This is a genomic window from Larkinella sp. C7 (genome assembly GCF_006149005.1).
Lineage (GTDB): Bacteria > Bacteroidota > Bacteroidia > Cytophagales > Spirosomataceae > Larkinella.
The window spans coordinates 1142485-1161997 of record NZ_VBSL01000001.1 but is presented as its reverse complement, the minus strand read 5'-3'; the positions used below and the strand labels follow the sequence as shown (position 1 = coordinate 1161997).

Annotated in this window: 17 protein-coding genes; 8 read left to right on the top strand and 9 right to left on the bottom strand. The window is 53.3% G+C overall.

The window, feature by feature from the left end:
* Positions 1 to 5: 5 nt before the first annotated feature.
* A complete protein-coding gene (locus FH871_RS04690) occupies positions 6 to 1265 on the bottom strand; it encodes an asparagine synthetase B (protein WP_138990136.1) in 1260 nt (419 codons plus the stop codon).
* 236 nt (positions 1266 to 1501) lie between these two features.
* Between FH871_RS04690 and FH871_RS04685 the strand changes: the two genes are divergently transcribed.
* From FH871_RS04685 to FH871_RS04675, 3 genes are read left to right on the top strand one after another with little or no spacing between them, the layout of a single operon-like run.
* The gene (locus tag FH871_RS04685) at positions 1502 to 2506 is read left to right on the top strand and encodes an ankyrin repeat domain-containing protein (protein ID WP_171062760.1); all 1005 of its coding nucleotides are present in this window, start codon (positions 1502 to 1504) and stop codon (positions 2504 to 2506) included.
* A 7-nt stretch (positions 2507 to 2513) separates the two neighbouring features.
* Positions 2514 to 3518: an ankyrin repeat domain-containing protein gene (locus FH871_RS04680; protein ID WP_138990134.1), complete on the top strand. Its 1005-nt coding sequence runs from the start codon at positions 2514 to 2516 to the stop codon at positions 3516 to 3518.
* 27 nt (positions 3519 to 3545) lie between these two features.
* On the top strand, positions 3546 to 4127 hold the full coding sequence (locus tag FH871_RS04675; protein ID WP_229317040.1) for a hypothetical protein: 582 nt from the start codon (positions 3546 to 3548) through the stop codon (positions 4125 to 4127).
* An 80-nt stretch (positions 4128 to 4207) separates the two neighbouring features.
* Here the strand turns inward: FH871_RS04675 and FH871_RS04670 are convergent, their stop codons facing one another.
* The 3 genes from FH871_RS04670 to FH871_RS04660 form a co-directional block, all read right to left on the bottom strand.
* The gene (locus FH871_RS04670; protein ID WP_138990133.1) at positions 4208 to 4444 is read right to left on the bottom strand and encodes a PspC domain-containing protein; all 237 of its coding nucleotides are present in this window, start codon (positions 4442 to 4444) and stop codon (positions 4208 to 4210) included.
* A 141-nt stretch (positions 4445 to 4585) separates the two neighbouring features.
* On the bottom strand, positions 4586 to 6736 hold the full coding sequence (locus tag FH871_RS04665; protein WP_138990132.1) for an FUSC family membrane protein: 2151 nt from the start codon (positions 6734 to 6736) through the stop codon (positions 4586 to 4588).
* Between the two features lie 63 nt (positions 6737 to 6799).
* Positions 6800 to 7024: a hypothetical protein gene (locus tag FH871_RS04660; RefSeq protein ID WP_138990131.1), complete on the bottom strand. Its 225-nt coding sequence runs from the start codon at positions 7022 to 7024 to the stop codon at positions 6800 to 6802.
* A gap of 538 nt (positions 7025 to 7562) precedes the next feature.
* On the opposite strand from FH871_RS04660, the gene FH871_RS04655 reads away from it, so the two are divergent.
* Positions 7563 to 8681: an AI-2E family transporter gene (locus FH871_RS04655; RefSeq protein ID WP_138990130.1), complete on the top strand. Its 1119-nt coding sequence runs from the start codon at positions 7563 to 7565 to the stop codon at positions 8679 to 8681.
* A gap of 115 nt (positions 8682 to 8796) precedes the next feature.
* Complete coding sequence (locus FH871_RS04650) at positions 8797 to 9864, top strand: P1 family peptidase (RefSeq protein ID WP_229317063.1); 1068 nt, start codon at positions 8797 to 8799, stop codon at positions 9862 to 9864.
* Between the two features lie 4 nt (positions 9865 to 9868).
* On the opposite strand, the gene FH871_RS04645 is transcribed toward FH871_RS04650, so the two are convergent.
* The 3 genes from FH871_RS04645 to FH871_RS04635 form a co-directional block, all read right to left on the bottom strand.
* Complete coding sequence (locus FH871_RS04645) at positions 9869 to 10921, bottom strand: methyltransferase (protein WP_138990128.1); 1053 nt, start codon at positions 10919 to 10921, stop codon at positions 9869 to 9871.
* Between the two features lie 66 nt (positions 10922 to 10987).
* Positions 10988 to 11806 carry a DUF1080 domain-containing protein gene (locus tag FH871_RS04640; protein WP_138990127.1) on the bottom strand — a complete coding sequence of 273 codons (819 nt, stop codon included), beginning with the start codon at positions 11804 to 11806 and terminating at the stop codon, positions 10988 to 10990.
* A gap of 102 nt (positions 11807 to 11908) precedes the next feature.
* Positions 11909 to 13237 (bottom strand): glycoside hydrolase family 28 protein, encoded by a 1329-nt coding sequence (locus tag FH871_RS04635; RefSeq protein ID WP_138990126.1) that lies wholly within the window; start codon positions 13235 to 13237, stop codon positions 11909 to 11911.
* 131 nt (positions 13238 to 13368) lie between these two features.
* Between FH871_RS04635 and FH871_RS04630 the strand changes: the two genes are divergently transcribed.
* Positions 13369 to 14274, top strand: a complete 906-nt coding sequence (locus tag FH871_RS04630; protein WP_229317039.1) for a PIG-L deacetylase family protein — start codon at positions 13369 to 13371, stop codon at positions 14272 to 14274.
* A 58-nt stretch (positions 14275 to 14332) separates the two neighbouring features.
* On the opposite strand, the gene FH871_RS04625 is transcribed toward FH871_RS04630, so the two are convergent.
* Positions 14333 to 14884, bottom strand: coding sequence for a DUF4833 domain-containing protein (locus tag FH871_RS04625; RefSeq protein ID WP_138990125.1), 552 nt, complete (start codon positions 14882 to 14884; stop codon positions 14333 to 14335).
* A gap of 154 nt (positions 14885 to 15038) precedes the next feature.
* Between FH871_RS04625 and gldG the strand changes: the two genes are divergently transcribed.
* Together gldG and dnaN are read left to right on the top strand one after the other, a co-directional pair.
* Positions 15039 to 16694: a gliding motility-associated ABC transporter substrate-binding protein GldG gene (gene gldG / locus FH871_RS04620; protein WP_138990124.1), complete on the top strand. Its 1656-nt coding sequence runs from the start codon at positions 15039 to 15041 to the stop codon at positions 16692 to 16694.
* Positions 16695 to 16864: 170 nt separating this feature from the next.
* The gene (dnaN, locus tag FH871_RS04615; RefSeq protein ID WP_138990123.1) at positions 16865 to 18001 is read left to right on the top strand and encodes a DNA polymerase III subunit beta; all 1137 of its coding nucleotides are present in this window, start codon (positions 16865 to 16867) and stop codon (positions 17999 to 18001) included.
* A gap of 133 nt (positions 18002 to 18134) precedes the next feature.
* On the opposite strand, the gene FH871_RS04610 is transcribed toward dnaN, so the two are convergent.
* On the bottom strand, positions 18135 to 19508 hold the full coding sequence (locus tag FH871_RS04610) for an FAD-dependent oxidoreductase (RefSeq protein WP_138990122.1): 1374 nt from the start codon (positions 19506 to 19508) through the stop codon (positions 18135 to 18137).
* Positions 19509 to 19513 lie beyond the last annotated feature (5 nt).

Genomic DNA, 19513 nt, shown 5'->3' with positions numbered 1-19513 from the left:
GGCAATCACGTCTTCCGCTTCTTTTTCTTGGCGGATGGAAACAGCACGTTGTTCAGAATCAGGCGGTAACCGGGCGAATTGGGGTGTAAATTCAGGTCGGTCGCCATTCGCCAGCCTCCGCCCCGCGTGCCTTCAGGATCGTGGCCCCCGTAAAACGTCCATTGGCCGATGCCGACTTCGCCGTAGATGTAGCGGTCGGAGGAAGGGCTGGTGCCCATCACCAGCACATTGGGTTTGACGGTACTTTTGCGAAAAGCCGTGGTCTGGCCGTGGAATTCCTTGATGTTCGATTCGTGGTTTTGAACGAGCATCGCGGGAATCATATCCCACTTCGCCGAGAAATTGAACAGGTTGAAATAGCCCGAGGGCTGATCCCAGCCACCGCCAAACCGCCCCGCCGAGCTGTTGATGTCGGAGAACGCCATGCCGCCGTAACCATTGTCGAGTTCGAGGGTGAAGTTCTGGAAGGCGACGGTTTTTTCAAAATCCAGCTTCGACTGCGCTTTGGGATCGATGCCGTCGCCGTCGTAGGTGCTGCTCACAATGTCGACGCCCTCGGCAGCCAGCGCAATGTCGAACGTTTCGGCGCCCGAACACATGGCAAACATATAACCGCCCCCGGCGCAGAAATCGCGGATTTTCTTGGCAACCGCCAGTTTCATCTGGGACACTTTCGGGTAATTGAATTTTTTGGCAATGTCTTCCTGCGCCTTGACATCTTCCGCCGACATCCGGCGGGTGTTGCGGCCATACTGACCCGTAAAATCTTCGTGGTGCAGGTGAATCCAGTCATATTTGGCCAGATCGCCCTTCAGAATTTCTTCGTCATACACCACTTCAAACGGAATTTCGGCGTATTTGAGCACCAGTAAAACCGCATCCGTATTTTCAAATTCGGACGGGCTGACCTTGATCGGGGAATAGACCACAATCCGGGCCGCCGACACCAACTTAACCGACGCCATGTTCAGGTCCGGGTTGGAAATCTGCTGTTGGATGGTGTTGGCATCGGCATCCGATATGATCTCGAAGGAAATGCCCCGAACCCGGCACTCGGTTTCGACGGTCGGGCTGTGTTTGATCATGAAACTTCCACCCCGGTAGTTCAGCAGCCAGTCGACTTCCAGTCCGGCTTTCAGAACAAAGTAGGCAATTCCGTATGATTTTAAGTGGTTTTTCTGGCGGTCGTCCATCGGAATCAGGATGGAATTGGCGCGGCTGGCAATCGACAGCATGACCAGCAGGAGCGTGAGGTATCGTTTCATAACGGAATTCGGTTCATGAAAATAGTAAACACAAAAAACTCCCTGTAATTCAGTTACCTAAGTTACTTTAAGTTTGTTCAAAAACGGTGGTCGTTCTAAAATTTCTGATGGAAATCTATTGAGTGAAACCCCGGCGGTCAAGGCAGCCGTTGGATACCGGCGTTACTTATTAACCCAAAGCAACCCAGTGTTGATTTTCGATGGCGTTCGCCGGTTGTTATCCCCATCTTCGGGGCATGAAAATCATTACCACGACCAACTGGATTTTTATCGGCATTTACGGAGCACTGGTCATTTTTACCCTGATGACCGTAAACCGTTCCGGCAACGATGCCGCCGGGCGGGGCATGGAATCAGGCCTGGCGATTTTTGCCACGCTGGTGCTGGCCGGTCTCATCGTTCTCAATCTGTTGCCATATCGTTTTGCGAAGATCACCACGTTGATCGTCCTGACATTGCCTGCGGTTTTCGGCCTCTACAACGGCATCAGCAATTATTTTGAATTACAAAAACAGCGCAAAGATGCCTTGGCTGTGGAAAACGGCTCGTTCTACTTTCCGGATGTGGAGCGGCAGCAAATTGCGGCTGCCGTGGCGGTTGGCGATGTGGAGCAAGTGAAAATGCTCTTGCAAAAAACACCACGCCAGCTCAATCAAAGCGGTTACCAATCTACGACGCTGCTCGATTTTGCGGCCATGACGGCGGTCAGGAGCCAGAACCCGCAACGCATCCTGCAATGCCTGGAGCTGCTGATGGAACACGGTGCCACCGTTCAAGGGCCAGACTCGTTGCACCTGCCCACCCAGTTTCTAATTTGCGAAACCGGGTCGCCCGCCCTTCTGGAGTGGTTTCTCGCCAAGGGAGTCGATCCGAATGAAAGACCGCACGATGGAAGCCCGCTTCTTTTTAAAGTGATGGATCTGGATGTCGAGCGACTGGAGAAAGTAAAGGTATTGCTCGACCACGGTGCCGATCCGAACGCGCCCGCCGGTCGGAATGAGTACACGATCAGGCCGTTTACGTCGCCCCTGATGTATGCCGCGCAACGGCAGTCGTGGACCATTTGCCAGCTTCTGCTGGAACGCGGAGCCGACCCGGATTACCGGACTCCGGAAGGCGAGGATCTGAAAACCGTGCTGGCTAAGTTCGAAGAACCGTATACGGATCGGAAAAGTCTGCCGGCAGATTACCAGGCTTTCAAGACGTTCCTGAACACAAAGGGGGCCAAAAAATCTTCATGAAGGGTGTATGAAAGCCATTGCCATACTGAACTGGATTCTGATCGGTTTATACGGGAGTTGGGTATTGTATATGCTGCTGAATCCGAGCCGATTGGGAGGGGATGCGGCCACCCGGGGGCTGGACACGGCATTGGCCTATGTCGTCGCTTTCGTTCTGGTGGTATTTTTTGGGCTTAACCTCCTGCCGTATACGATTCCGAAGATCATCATACTTATTCTTATGCTGGCGCCGGGGCTCCTCTTTTTGTCTCGATTAACCAGCCAGTACCTCAATTCACGGACTCAGGACCAGGTTGAAGCGGCCCGGGCCAACGGTTCAATTTTCTTCAACGACAAACCCCGCAGGGATGTTGCGGCCGCCATCGGTGCCGCCGACACCACCCGGCTTCGGCAGTTGTTGCAACAGCCGGTTCCGCACCTGAACGAACCCGGTAATTACGGGACAACCCTCCTTGATTTTGCGGGTGAGAGAGCCGCCACCACCCAAAACATCGCACAAATGATGGCATGTCTGAAGCTGTTGATCGACCACGGGGCCACCATCCAGGGGGCTGATCCGCAGCACGTACCGACGCATTTCCGAGTTTGTAAACACGGCCCGGCGGTTTTGCTCAAGTGGTTTTTGAACAAAGGCGCCGATCCCAACTTCCGGCCAGGGGGCGGTAATCCGCTATTGATTGAAGTGATGCGGTACGGCGATGATCAACTGGAAAAAGTCAGACTCCTGCTCGACCGGGGTGCTGATCCCAATGCCGTGATGGGGAGTGATGATACGACGTACGATGCGAATTATTCACCCCTGATGTATGCAGCCCGGGAACAGCTGTGGGACATTTGCCAACTGTTGCTGAAAGAAGGGGCCAATCCGGCCTATCGGACACCGAAGGGCGATGACCTGAAGAAAATAATGGCTCAACACGCGGAATTGTACGCCGATGTGGACGATATCCCGCCAGCGTATACGGTTTTTAAAAAGCTTCTGGAAAACCATACGCAACCCAGACCAGAGTGAAGAGTAGTGCTTATCCACCCAAAAGTCATGATAAAAGGAATGATTCTGAGCGTTCTCGTGGTGCTGGCAGTAGCCGGTTATCGCGTTGATACGATGTCTAAAAACAATAGTCGCCAATCTGTTGCGGTTTCGGCGGTTGTCAACGATTCGGCTGCGGCCGCGCGGTCGGTCGTGAAGTTGCTGAACTGGTATAAAAACCACATCGACTCGGTGAGCCGCATTATTTTGGTCGATCAGAAACCGGGCAAACCGTATGCGGTAAACTTTAAAAACGGTGAGAAATACCTGGCTTACCTCCGAAGCAGCCACCTGCTGACAAATACATTCCTGAACGAATGGCGGATTTATTTTCGGCAACGGCAACAGGGGTTTCAGTTAACGCATCAAACGGAAGGTCCACCGACCGGTTTTGAATACGATTTTGTCCTGCTCAGCCAGGAGGTGGATCTGCAATTGAAATCCCTTAATAAACTGAAAATCAACAAAGTGACGCTCCGGAAAGACCGCGCCAGTGTGGCGTTCGACCTGCTGGCCAGTTATGAATGCAAACTGGTTCGCACCAATGGCGTCTGGCTGATTAATGAGATTTTGAACTTGAGCGCGGAGTAGAGCAGCCCTTCAGGTGATTTAGGTGTTTATGAAAAAAGCGGACTTTAGCGGTCCGCTTTTTTTATGATTTGTAATCCGTGTTACCTGGGTTGATACGGTTGATCGGGCCGGGCCGTCAAATACCGCTCGCCTTTCGGCATGACGATCCACAAAACGATGTAGATCAGGACGGTGGGGACGGGGTTGGGCACGACGACCATCAGGACGAAGAAAATACGGACTAAAACTTTATCAATTCCGAAATAATCAGCGAGTCCGGCGGATACACCACCCAGCATGGATTCGGAAGGAATGCGGTGCAACTGTTTCGTATTCATGGCTTTATTAGTCTGGTTGTTTACTTTTTTCTTTTCTTTTGCTGTTACTGTTGATTCAAAGGTACTGTGCAATGCCAAGTAGTAAAAGGACTTTCTTACCAACGGATTCGGGGCTATATGACAGGTAAAAAACCGGGATGTTCAGGTCAGAATGGTATCGGTGAGTTTGCCAATGTCGTAGCTCACTTTCTGAATAAACTCCAGTTGTTCTTTCAGGGAGCGGTCTTCTGTGACAACGGTTTCCGGTTTTTCCGACAACACTGGCTCAGGAGCGGAGGATTCTGCCGCAGCTTGGGGCGGGGTAGGGTCGAGTTTTTTCAAACTTTCGTTCAAAACCGTCAGTGAACGCCGGACGGGACGCAGGATTTCGGGCGGACAGGCCGATGGGTGTTCGGCGTTCAGCCGGGCGGAGGTGATGGTGGCGATGTTGGACGATAGAATGTGGTTCAACACCACAAATTGGTGGATTTCGTTCTTATGCCATTGCTTGCTCTGCGGCTCGGAAGTCATGCGCTGAAAAGCCGCCGACAGGTTGGCCGAACTAACGTAGACGTCTTTGCGGGCCAGTTTGTATTCCAGCAGCGTCAGCGGTTTTCCCGACAGGCTTTCGACCAGTTTGCGCAGATACGCGCGGTTGGCTACCAGCACATCGCGCAGCAGATTTTTGAGTTGCTGCGATTCCCAGTGCGGAAAAAGGTAACTGGCCGCAAAAGCAATCACGCAGCCAATCAGCGTATCGACCACCCGCTCTTCGGCCACGCTGATGCCACCCAAACCCAGAAACCGGAACAGAATGAGGATGTAAGGCGTCATCAGGATGACCATCACGATGTAGTTGGTGCGCTGGAAACTGTAGGCACCGATCATCAGAAACAGCATCACCCAGAACAAACCGGTGGTGTTTGGAATCAGGAGCAGCAGCCCCACACCGATCAATCCGCCGATCACCGTGCCAATGATCCGTTCGTAATTGCGTTGTTTGGTCAGACTGAACGCCGGTTTCAGAATGAGGGAAGTGGTCAACAGAATCCAGTAGCCGTGGTTGCCATACGCAATCAGTTTAGCGGCCACAAAACCGACCAGACAGGCAATCGTGACCCGGAGCGAATGCCGGAAAATCGAAGAACTGAGCGTCAGGCTGTTAACCGCCAGTTTCGGGTCGATTTCCTGATGCGAAACAAAGCGGGAATATTCGGCGGTTCTATTTTTTTGCGGTTTTTCGCTCAAAACCGTCGGCGAATACGTATGGATGTCGTTCAGCCGCTGGTTCAGGTTGCGGAGGGTGATCAGGATTTTTTTCAACACCAGGTTGCTGCCTTCGGTGTCCTGTTTGCCAATGTCATCGATCTTTGTTTTGAGTCGTTCCAGGTGCCGCATGAGATCTTTCCGGCTCTTGTAGGGACGGTTCGACTGGATGGCCAGGCCGATGTAGTCCATTTCGATGGCCAGTTGGCGGATGAGACGGGCAATGTCGTCCAGAATTCCGGTTTTGCCGAACCGTTCCCGAATGGACGGATAATCGTAATACATCGCCGTAATCTGCTCGTACAAATCCAGAATGTCGCTGAACGTCAGCACGAGCAGGCGGCCCGTCCAGGTCGTTTCTTTTACAATTACGCGGGTTTTGAACAGGATTTCCCGCACGGCATCCTGTTTTTCGCTGACAATGGCCTGTTGCGCCATCAGTTTGCGGTAATCTTCCTGTAAATCCGTCCGAATGCTGTAAAAGTCGGCCTTGATCATCAGGAATTTCGAAATTTCGTGGATGCATTCGCCCAGGGCCTGCTGAGCGGCCCGGTAGGGGCGGAGTTGGGAAAATGTCAGGCTGATGGCCGTATACCAGAGCCCTCCCGCGCAAACGAGTGCGCCATACTGCCAGACAGCCGCCGGTTCGAGTTCCCGGTCCATGGTCAGAATCATCGCCAGCAAACCGGCTGTTCCGACGGCGGTGGCCCGGTTGCCATAGAGGGCGAACATCGAAAAGAAAAAACTGAAGAGCAGAATTTCAACGCCCAGGAGCCAGACGTTCATGCGGGCAAAACCGGTGATGAGCGAAACCAGCACCACCACCAGCAGGCCGTATAACATGCCATTTCGCCGGTGTACGACCGGGCCTGGCGCATCCGTAATGCTAACCCAGAAAGCGCCCAGCGAAATGATCAGACCGGTTTCGAATTGCTCAAACCGGTAAAGCACCACGGAAGGAATCAGGATGGCTAACGTGATGCGCAGGCCATCCGAAAAATGCTGACCGAATAGAAAATACCGGACTTCCCGGATCTGCCTTTTCATAATGGCAAGGTAGGCGGTATTGCCCGTGTAACCAACTCCAAAAGGCGATATTCCCGTTGGTTCTTAGCGAACCGCGACGGGATACCCGGCTTTTTCCAGTTGCCGGACCCATTGGGGAGGCACCACGCAGAACCGCCGTTTGTCCAGGCGCAGAATGCTGTGGAGTTCGCCGGTGCGTTTGTCGATGCACTGCCGGCGATAAAGCGCGTCGGAAAGGCAGTCGAACTGTGGAAATGTTTTCAGAAAATCAGAGGATTCAGCTTGTTGCTGGGTCAACGGTAACGACATACACACGTAAACTTAAAGGGGCGATTAGGTATAACACGGATCAAACAAGACGCTTCAAAAAGTGTTACGGTGGGGTAAATAGACGGTTGGGAAACCGAATGGTGTTGTGTTTTCGAGAAAGTACCCGATCTCTTAAACACAGTTACAAAAGTAGAAGATTTATTAAATAAATACAACTGGCAGGGGCTGTAAATATCCTTGTATTGATATGATTTTACGAATATTTTTTACCGATCAATAACTTATTATTATGATAATAGAGAGTTTTGTTCTAATCGAATTCTAATGTCAGGTCAGCGTCTTCAACAAGAAATTTACTATTTTTGGATTATTTTGTCAGACAAGGAGTAGGTATATTTACTAGGTCACGATTTCAATATATCTTGTGAAAATCAGAATGGCTTTTGCTTTTCCTGATCGGTATTGTGTAACAATTTTCCACCAATCCCGTTAAAAGGTGATTCAACCAGTCCGAAAACGTGCAGAAATGAGTGAGGTGACCGGGGAGATACACACAATCACGTAAACGTCACTGCCCATGTCTTCGGTTACACCCCCGCCGTTTTACCACCGGCTTTCGCACACGCTTCTGGCTTTGGGCCTGATTATGACCGCGTTCTATCTCGGTCAGGACATCATCGTGCCGTTTGCCATGGCCGGGTTGCTGGCGGTTTTGCTGCGTCCCGTCGAAGCCTGGCTCGTTCGGCGCGGTTTACCGAGGGTGGTGGCCATTAGTCTGGCATTGTTTCTGGCAATTGGAGCAATCGTGGGGCTGACCATGCTGATTTCAATGCAGATCGCCCACTTTGCCGACGACTGGCCCAAGCTGCAAAAAAACCTCAACGACTTCTACAACGACGCCCGGCGCTGGATTCGGCAGGAATACAATGTGAGCTACAGCAAACAGGATCAATACCTCAAAAAAGCCCAGGATCAAACGATGGACACGCTGCAGGGCTCCGGAACCCTCGGCGTCATCACCGGGCCACTGGGGACGTTGCTGATTCTGCCGATTTATATTTTTTTGTTGCTGTATTACCGGGCCATGCTGATTCAGTTCATCATCCGGCTGTTCACCAGCCAGCATACGGAACGCGTTCGTGAAGTATTGGGCGAAATCCGGAGTGTCATTCAGAGTTACGTGGTAGGGCTGGTGACCGAAACCGTCTGTGTGGCCGTGCTGAATTCCGTCGGCTTGCTGGTTCTTGGTGTTCAATACGCAGTTCTGATGGGCGTAATTGCCGCCATTCTGAATTTGATTCCCTACATCGGGGGGGTGGTGGCTACGGGTCTGGCAGTGGCCGTTACGTTTGTCAACCATCCCGAACCGTCGATGCTGCTGGGAGTCGTAGCGGTATTTCTGGTGGTACAATTCATCGACAACAACTTTCTGGTACCGGTCATCATTGGTTCCAAAGTGCGGATCAACGCGCTGGTTTCCATTGTGGGTGTACTGGTCGGCGGGGCGCTGTCGGGTGTTTCCGGAATGTTTTTGTCAATTCCGATCATCGCCATCCTGAAAGTGATTTTCGACCGGGTCGAAGGCATGGAGCCCTGGGGCATTTTGCTGGGCGACCAAACCTCGGAGGAAGACATCAATAAAATGCTGCGGTTACGACGGCGGAAGAAGAAAATTCCGTCGAGCCAGCCGGGCTAGCCAAACCGGCGCGTTGCCGTTCTGTTGGAAAAGACCGCTTCTCTGCCTATTTTCCGGTATGAAAACCGCCTTCCGCGTATTCCTGACGGCCCTGCTCTTCACCGGCTGGTACACCATGCACGCTCAATCGACCAAACGCCCCCGCGACTACGGCATTCGCTTCGGCGTCATGCCCACCGGGCCTCTCAATGCCATCACCGATGTGCCGGGCGTGCGGGTCGGGCAGGTGACCTTGCAGGAAGGTCAGCGGGTGCGGACGGGCGTGACGGCCATTCTACCCCACAGCGGCAATCTGTTTCAGGAAAAATGCCCGGCGGCCATCTATGTCGGCAACGGTTTTGGCAAACTGGCGGGCTACACGCAGGTCGAGGAACTCGGGACCCTCGAAACGCCCATTGTGCTGACCAACACGCTCGGCGTTCCAACGGCGGCCGATGCCGTGATCGATTACACCTTAGCCCAACCCGGTAATGAACAGGTGCGCTCCCTGAATCCGGTGGTCGGCGAAACCAACGACGGTGGTCTGAACGACATCCGCAGCCGCCCCGTTACGAAACAGCACGTTCTGGATGCCATCAAGCAGGCCAAAACCGGCGCGGTAGACGAAGGCAATGTCGGTGCCGGAACCGGTACGGTTTGCTTCGGTTTCAAGGGTGGTATTGGCACGGCTTCGCGAAAACTGCCGGTTTCACTCGGCGGCTATACGGTTGGGGTGCTGGTGCAGACCAACTTCGGGGGCGTTTTGCAAATTGCGGGCGTACCGGTTGGTGTGGAACTGGGCAAATTCTCGTTTAAAGAAAAACTTGATGGTTCGTGCATGATGGTGGTGCTGACCGACGCTCCGCTGGACGCCCGGAATCTGAAACGACTCGCCAAACGGGCGTTCATGGGTATGGCCCGCACGGGTGGCATCGCTTCCAACGGCAGTGGTGATTACGTCATCGCCGTCTCAACCGCCAACCGCATTCCCAATGCCTCGAAAAGCACCTTCGACGAGGTGAAACTCCTCCGCAACGATGAGACTTCGCCCTGCTTTATGGCCGCCATCGAAGCCACCGAAGAAGCCATCATTAACTCGCTGTTTGCCGCCCGGTCGATGACCACCAGCAACGGTTACCAGGTTGAGCAACTGCCGGTTGAGAAAGTGGTCGATCTCCTGAAAAAAGCCGGGCAGGTAAAATAGTTTCTTATCGTTTCCGCGCCCAAATCAGTCCGTAATCCATCTGCGTTGGAAGGTTCTCGTCAGTGGGTTCCAGTCCGGCTTTGGCAAACCAGTCGCGGTATTCCCGGCGGCTGTAGCAGCGGCCTTTGGTGCCCCAGAACAATTGGGCGGAATAATCGGTAACAGCCAGCGGACCATCCAGCGCGTCGTTCAGAAACGCGTCGTGTACCCACAATTCCCCACCGGGACGAATGGCGGCAGCAAACCGGTCGGCCAAGAGCTGGCAGGTTTCGGTTGGCCAGTCGTGGAACAGGCTGGCGGCCAGTAAAATATCCGTCTGCGGGATGTCGTCCGTCAGCATGTCGCCGGGCTGGAACGTTACCCGGTTTTTAACGGTTTCGGCACCAGGACGTCCGCTTTGGGTAAACGCATCGAGTAGTTCTTCGGCTACGGCCAGAACCGCCGGACGATCCAGAATCGTGGCCGTGGCCGTCGGATTGAGCAGCAGCCATTCATAGGTGTAGAAACCGGTGCCACCCGCCACGTCGAGTAAATGCCCCTCGCTTTTCGACAGCTTTCCGGCTACGATTGGCGACAACTTCTGCGCCCTGCCGGCCAGCCCGAGCGTAAACATCCGGCTCAGGTCAGCATCGTCCATCGGCGACGGCTCGTCGCCTTCCTTGACATACGAAATACCACCTGACGTATCCAGCGGCCCATCGTTCCGAAGCCGAACCGCCATTTCCACGGCCCCCGGATCGCTCTTTTCCAAACCGACGTATCCGATCAGATTGGGGGTTTGGTTTTGGGTAAGAAACCGCCCTAATGCCGTGATCTGAAGCGCACCGGTTTCGTTGACTTCCAGCATGTCCATTGCGCAAAGTGCCGGAAAAAGGACGCTGGCCGGCCGGTTTTTCAACCCAATCCGCTGACTCAGTTCGGCGATCGGCAGCGGTCCGTTGCTGAGTTCTTCAAAAACCGCCAGATGGTGAACGGCGGCAATCAGCAGCCGGGAGCCAAACATGGCGCGCAGGTGTCGGGTAATGGGAGCGAGGTCGGGTTGGGGTGTTGGTTGCATTCGTATGAAGTAAAGAGAATAACAGGTCGCCGTTGGTTAAATTTCGCCCAGGTTCACTGAACGCTTCTATTTCGCTTCTATTTTCTTGTAGAGAATATTTTTGTATTGGACGATAAAGGGCGGTCCGGCGTGCATCTGAAAGCCTAACAACCCCTCCGGAACAAAGTTTTTAGAATCTTCATCGATCGATATACTCATAACCTGATTGTTAATGATATGGATCATAATGGGGCCGCGGGCAATAATATGGTAAGCGTTCCATCCATTCGTATTGACCACCCCCCGCAACAGGACCGGGTCTGCAATTTTTGCCACGGACTTGAAGGCGGGTCCGTCGACCACCCGCGTTACTTCCCCGCGTCTGGCTAAGACCACATGCCCGGTTCTTCCCCGTTCTTCATGAACATTTCCGGTAAATAAATTAGTGAAATCCAGATCAGCCTGGTAGCCTTTCAGAATCCATTTTCCAACTTCCGGCAATTCGGTACTTCGATACTGCATCCCACTGTTGGTTCCGTTTATTTTAAAATCGAATTTGATTTCAAAATCTTTCACTTTCCCTCCGCGCCAGATGAGAAAATTATTGACCTTAACGACTTTTTCGGGTGTTGTTTCGCCGATGAGAATGCCATTTTCGGCGCGCCAAAAGGTGGCATCGCCATCCCACCCATTCAAGGTTTTTCCGTCAAAAATAGAGACAAATCCCAGGCTGTCATCCTTTACGGTTGCGGGAAATAACCGCCCCACTCCACTTCCTGGTCTGTTGGCTGAATTCGCAGCGGGGACGGTTTGAGCGTCAACAACAGAACTGGCTAATAATGAGAAGAAGAATAAGCATCCTCCAAACGTAGAAAGATGGATGCGATCGGTCCAGGTCTTTTTCATTTTCGTTCCGGTTTAAATGTTGAATTTTTTATTTTAGAATGGCCGTTAAATGGTTATACATTGTACGACAATTCGTTTAATCCTGCATCTGAAATGGGGGATTTACTGTATTAGTTTCGAATTTACCCGCACATTGTTGAGCACAAGCCCCTCGACGACGGTTTTGTCAATGGCCGCGTTTTTACTTTCTACCCGGAAGTTCTCAAAGGTAAAATGGGTGAGTTTGTCGCGTTCTGAAACCGCTACGTCAAAGAACGTATCACACACCAGTTCAATGTTTTTCAGCGTCACATGATTCGCGAATGAAAGCGGCTGGTCCTTGCGGCCCTGTAAGTCATAAAACTGGGTCCAGGGTTTGGCATACAGCAGGCTGTGGGCCTGGCCTTTGATGTTTTCGACGGTAATATATTCGTACAGTTGGGGCGTATCCGGCCGCATCTTCAGCCACAACACCCGGCTGGCTTCGCTGACATGGCAGTTGCGCATCAGAATGTTCCGGTTATGAATGGCTTCACTGCCGCAGGTCAGCGCCGAATGGCAAAAGCCAAATTCACAATCTTCGATGAGGATGTTGGTGTTGGCGCCGTTGCTGGGCACCCGGTCGGCCCAGGGGCCCTTGCCGCCTTTGAGAGCAATCGCGTCATCATTGACCGACAGGTAACAGCCCTTAATCAACACGTTGGTACAGACATCAAGGTCGATGGCATCCGTACTGGGGGCTTTCACGGGTTTGTAGGGCGAATAAATGTGTACATTCAGCACTTTCACGTTCCGGCACTGGTAATAGTGGCTGGTCCAGAAACCCGCATTGTGCAGCTTTACGTCCTGCACCTGCACGTCGTTGCATTTCCAGATAAAGACCAGCCGGGGCCGGGAAACCTCCAGATTCGTGCAGTTCGGATTTTCTTTCCGCCGGGCCCAGAAGGCCTCCCAGAAACGCAGCCCGTTGCCATCGATCGTCCCTTTTCCCGAAATCGTAAAACCGTCGACCTGATAGGCATTCACCAGTGCCGCAAAGTAATCCAGACTCAGCCCCTCCATCCGCGATGGCAGTTTCGGGTAGTCGGCGATGTTGTCGGAGCCTTTCAGAGTGGCCCCTTCTGTCAGGTGCAAATGGGTTTTGGGCTTGAAAAATAAAGCCCCACATCTAAACGTCCCCTTCGGAATCACGACAACGCCCCCGCCTTTCCGGGCTGCGGCATCAATGACCTGCTGAATCGCATCGGTTTGCACGAGGGTACTGTCTGCTTTTACGCCAAAGTCCGTAATCACATACCGCTTTCCGAGTTGAATCGGGTCTACTTTCCGGATCGTTGTAAACCAGCTACTGATCGGACTGCCGTCCGGGAAAGAGGCTTTCACCGCGTTTTGCGCCAAAAGGGGCGCGCTTAGTGTTACCCAACACACCAGGGCAACGATCCTTGTTTTCATATTGACTCCGTTTTGCTCAACAGGGTTTGTCTGGTAAGCAAACAGGATGTCTACTTCTACTGATTGATCTTTCTTCGCTTTCCCCTATTTTAGCGAAAGTCTTGAGCCCAATCATTTAACCTGATGATACCATGCAAAACCGGATGACCCTGAAGATGCGATTTACCCTGCTGCTGGCCCTCTGCCTGAGTGCTGTCGGTACGTTTGCCCAAATGCCGAACTCGCCTTTGCGCATCATCGTTATTGGTGCCCATCCGGACGATTGCGACCTGGGTGCGGGCGGAATTGCCGCCATTTATTCCGCCATGGGTCACCAGGTGAAATTTGTGTCGATGACCAACGGTGACGCCGGGCATCAGGACATGGGTGGGGGCGAACTGGCCCAAAGAAGGTACAAAGAAACCCAGGAAGTGGCCAAACGGCTGGGCATTACCTACGACGTGCTCGACAATCATGACGGGGAACTGATGCCTACCCTGGAAAACCGGCTGGCGGTCATTCGCAAAATCCGGGAATGGAAAGCGGATCTGGTGATTGCGCCACGAACCAATGATTATCACCCGGATCACCGAAACACGGGCGTTATCGTGCAGGATGCGGCTTATCTGGTCATCGTGCCCAACGTGCTGAGCAGTGTGCCCCCGCTGACCAAAAATCCGGTTTTTCTCTATTTTCGCGACGGTTTTCAGCGCCCCAATCCGTTCCGGCCCGACATTGCCATCGATATTACCGAAACACTGGCGAAGAAAGTAGACGGTCTCGATGCACACACCTCCCAATTTTATGAGTGGCTGCCCTGGACCAGACAGGATCTGGCCAACGTTCCCAAAGACCCCGTGGAGCGAAAAAAATGGCTGCTGGCCGCCATGGAAAAGCGTTCTTCCCTGACGCCGGAAATTAAGGCTTCCGTCGAAAAATGGTATGGCCCGGAAAAGGCTGCGAAGGTCAAATCGGTTGAAGTCTTCGAAATTTGCGAGTACGGAAGACAGCCCGGTCCGGAGGAAATCAAACGCCTTTTTCCCATGTTGCCGCGCTGACATTGGCAAAGTAACTGGCTATCGACGACGCTTTTCGGGCGTTTCGATAAACCGGATTTTAGACCATCATTCGTTCGTAAACCGGATTTCCGGCCACCGGGTCGATGCCAAACAGTTCGACGTACAGCACCTTCGGTATCAGGCCCGAACCGGGTTCGAGTTGTACAAAGACTTTTTGCAGACACGCTTTTCGACCGTTGATGGTCGTTAATGCCATCGGCCTGCCTTGTTGCATATCCACCCAGATGGTGCGCTTTTTGAAGGCGTTCAGGTAAATTTCGAAACTATTTTCGCTGCGATTCAACGCTTTGTGTTTGTAGCCGTAGGCCAGTTTCCACTGAATCATCGACAGCGACTCGCGTTGACCCTGCTCGGCGTAGCGAATCCAGTACACGCTGACCGGATCGTTCGCATCCAGCCGCCGACCGGCTGTTAGATTCGCTTCATAAATAACGGTGTTGGTGTTATTGCTCCGCTGAATGTAAAACAGCCGGTTGGGGGCAGAGGGCGGCACCGGAAACTCGCGGACACCAGCCAAAACCGGGATGAATGCGCTGGTCAGTTCCAGCAACAACAGAAAAAAGAAGGTGTGGAGGCTCTTCGTGATCATGATTCAGTAGTTTGTTGTTTACGACCCTAAGACCGCTATCTTCGATGTTACCCCTACGCCGGTTTTGAAAAATTAGCGGATCATGCAGCGTGCGGCCCGTCATTTTTTCTTCTACTTTCGCACAACTTAACTGCTTTCAGCGTTTTACGCAGGTATGAAGTCATTCCTTTTCCGATTCGGTGTTGTTCTGGCCGTCCTGGTCTTAGTCAACTTGCTGTCGTCGTTTTTGTTTTTTCGGGTCGATCTGACGGAGGACGGCCGTTATACGCTGTCGGAAGCCACCGAAAACCTGCTGGCGAATCTCGACGATGACGTACACATCAATGTGTACCTGACGGGAAAATTGCCGGCTGGTTTCAAACGGCTGGAAACCAGCATTCGCGAAACCCTAAACGAGTTTCAGGCCCGGGCCGGACAAGACCTGACGTTCCGGTTTATCGACCCCACCGCCAATCCGGACGCCAAACAACGGGCCGAACAACAGACGCAACTGATCCAGAAAGGACTGGCTCCCACCAGCCTGAATTTTACGGCCGAAGGCAATCAGCGCACCGAACAACTGATTTTTCCGTGGGCGATTGTTTCTTACAACGGCCGCGAACAGCCGGTTTTGCTGCTGCATGGAAACCGCTCCAATTCGTCGGAGGAGCAGTTGAACCAGTCGATCGAAAATGTGGAATATGAGCTGGCGTCGGCCATCCGGCGGCTGACCATCAAGGAGAAAAAAGTGCTGGGCGTGGCGGTTTCGTACACCAATGTCGAACCGCTCCGGCTGTCCGATCTGCTGGCGACCCTCAATGCGGTTTACGATATCAAGCTGATCAATTTGCAGGAATCCCGCGATCTGGTGGGGCTCGATGGGCTGATTGTTCCCAAACCCGACCGCGCGTTTTCGGAAGCCGACAAATACAAAATCGACCAGTTTGTGGTCAACGGCGGCAAGGCGCTGTTTTTTGTCGATGGCCTGAAAATCGACAGCGTAGGGCGGGAGGGCACCTTCGCCCAGCCGCTCGATCTGAACCTGAACGACCTGTTTTTTCGCTGGGGTGTTCGGGTCAACAACGACATTATCAAGGATTTGAGTTGCGCCATGATTCCGCTGAACGTCGGCGATATGGGCGACAAACCGAACGTCCAGATGTTGCCGTGGCGGTTTTTCCCGCTGATCAACACCTTTGGCAAAAGTCCGATTGTCCGCAATCTGGATGCGGTTTACACCCGGTTTACCAGCACGCTCGATACCGTACAGGCCGTGGGCATTGCGAGAACGCCCCTGCTGATGACCTCGCAATACACCAAAATCCTGAAAGCCCCGGCGCTGGTGAGCTACAACGAAGCCCGGCAGCAACCCGATCCGCGCACCTATAACAACGGCGTTCAGATGATTGCCTGTTTGCTGGAAGGCCGGTTTCAGTCGCTCTATGCCAACCGCATTTTGCCCGGCGATCCGCGCGCTGCGGCTTTTAAGGCGCAGGGAGAATCCACCAAAATTGTGGTTTGCTCCGACGGCGATCTGCTCATCAACGACATCAACTACCGCACCAACGCGCCCTATCCACTGGGATACGAACGGTTCTCGAAAAATACCTTCGCCAACAAGGATTTTGTGGTCAATGCGGTCAATTATCTACTGGACGATAACGGGATCATTGCGGCCCGTACCAAACAGGTGACCTTGAGACCGTTGGATAAAATCCGGATGAAAGAAGAGCGCACTTCCTGGCAACTTTTGAACCTGCTGGGTCCGGCGGTTTTGGTGGTTTTGGTGGGCGTCATCTGGCAATTTGCTCGCCGGAGGAAGTACGCATAGGGAGGGAAAAGCTATTACACAGAGTTTATCAGAGAAAATCAGGGGTAATCAAAAAACTCTCTGATAAACTCTGATTTTCTCTGATAAACTCTGTGTAACAACCCCTGAAAATTCGACTATTTTTCCTACTTTTGTTCTCATTGGACTAACGGCCCCAAACAAAATTGCATATGAAATTCATCGTTTCCTCCTCCGTATTACTCAAGCAACTTTCGGCCATCAACGGTGTGGTGGCAACGAATCCGATTGTGCCGATTCTGGAAAACTTTCTGTTCAAACTGGAAGATGACATCCTGACGGTCACGGCTTCTGATCTGCAAACGACCATGATCACCAACATTGCCGTGGAGTCGTCGGAGAAGGGAGCCATTGCCATTCCGGCCAAACTGCTGCTCGATACGCTGCGCGGTTTGCCCGAACAACCCATCACGTTCAACGTCAATATAGAAACCTTCGGAACCGAAATCCTGACGGATAACGGCCGTTATAAACTGTCGGGCGAAAATCCGATCGACTTCCCGAAAATTCCGACGGTCAACCGCAGCCTGACCGTCGAATTATCGTCGGATGCCTTACTGAGCGCCATCAACAATACGGTTTTTGCCACCAGTACCGACGACCTGCGCCCGGCCATGACGGGGGTGTATCTGCAACTGACCGCCGGGAGCGCGACGTTTGTGGCTACTGACGGACACCGGCTGATTCGCTACCGCCGGACGGACATCAGTTCGCCCAGCGATTCGTCGATGATCATCCCGCGCAAAGCCCTGACGCTGTTGAAGGCTTCTTTGCCCGAAGCCGCGCCGGTGAAAGCCGAGTTCAGCCAGTCGAACGCGTCATTTACCTTTGCCGGTTCTCCCGCCGGATCGACGCAGATGATCTGCCGGTTGATCGACGAGCGGTTTCCGGATTTCGAAAACGCCATTCCGACCAACAATCCGAACATCATGACCATTGGCCGGACGGACATTCTGAATTCGCTGAAGCGGATCATGATTTACGCCAACCGGACGACGCACCAGATCCGGCTTTCGCTCAAAACCAACTCCCTGACGATCTCCGCCGAAGATCTGGATTACAGCAACGAAGCCAACGAAAAACTGCTCTGCGACTACGACGGCGATCCGCTGGAAATTGGCTTCAACGCCAAATTCCTGACCGAAATGCTCAACAACCTGAGCGCCAAAATGCTCTCGTTCGAAATGTCGGCCCCCAACCGCGCGGGTCTGATCATTCCGGCCGACAAGGAAGAAGACGAAGATATTCTGATGCTGGTGATGCCGGTAATGCTGAATACGTACGCGTAATTGGTGATCCGACAGGCTTAAGTGTTTTAATTATAAATGTAAAATGGTAAATATCAAATGTAAAAGTACTGGCACTGAGCAACTTTTACATTTGATATTTACCATTTTACATTTATAATTCTTTTATTATTTTCTACTCCACGCGCCACTTCACATCCGCCCATTTGACGTCCTGCGGCAGCCGGTTGGCCTGAACGGCCAGCGCGGCCACGCGACCGGCGGCTTGTCCCATCATGGCCGCATTGCCCGTGACGCGGTAGCTGGAGTGGGCGATAAAGTCACCGCTGATGCACCGCCCGGCCATCATCAATCCCTGCACATCCTTGGCAATCAGCGCCCGAACCGGAATGTCATACGGTTTGCTGGACGTTCCCCGCTTGTAGTTGGTCGTGGCTTCGTCGTCTTTTTTGACGGAGTGGACATCCACGCCGAACGTAACGCGACAAACCGCATCCGGGTGGCGGATTCCGGTCATCAGATCCTGGCGGGAAACCGTGTAGAGCCCGTGAATCCGGCGGCTTTCCCGAACGCCAATCTGCTCGCCCGTAGCCACCAGCCGCAGGTTGCTCCAGACGCCCTTGAGCGACTGCAGACTCCCGATGATCTTGTGCACTTCGGCCCGGCCTTTCAGCGTGGCCTGCGAAACCTGATTGGCGTCGGTGCCCTTAAAACCGTATTCGTGATTAGCCATCAGCATGTGTAAATCTTCGCGGATGGGATGGATGCTGGGGTGCGTATACGAAGGCGAATGACCTCCGCGACGGATGGCTTCTTCCAGTCGTTTTTTGGAAGGCGAACCGCCCTTGCTGTCGGCTGCGTCGCGGACATATTCCTTGATGTCAGCGTAATTGACGCCGGTTATCAGACAGAGTAAGCTCATCGGCTGGCCCTGCCCGGAACTGTCGCCGTAGTCGAAACCGCAACCGGCCTGAGCTGCCAGATCGCCGTCGCCCGTGCAGTCGATGAACACTTTGCCCGCCCAGGCTTCCCGCCCCGATTTCGATTCGGTGACCACGTGCGTGAGCCGCCCGGCTTTCTGGGCCGTTGCCACCACCCGGGTGAACAACCGCACGGTGACGTTGGCTTTCAGGCAATATTCCTCCAGCAACAGTTTCATGCCTTCGGCGTCGAAGGAGAACGTGCTGCCCGTCGGAACGGTCGCACTGTCTCCGCGTTTTTGCAGTTCGTCTTTGATTTCCTGGACCAAACCGGCTTTGTTGGTGTTGTCGAGAATCCACGTCAGGCAGCCGGACGTCCAGACGCCCCCCAGACAACCGTGGACTTCAAGCAGGAGCGTTTTGGCCCCGCTGCGCCCGGCTTCGATGGCGGCTGCCACCCCGGCGGGGCCGGAACCGCAGACAATGACGTCGTAGTCGCCGACCACCGGCACCTCGCGGGCGGCTTCGGCCAGGGTGTTGGCATCGGGGCGGATGGTGGAATAGGCCGTGGCCGACTGGGAGACGGCGGCTCCTACAAGGGCGGTAGTTAAAAAATCTCGGCGTTGCATAAGTT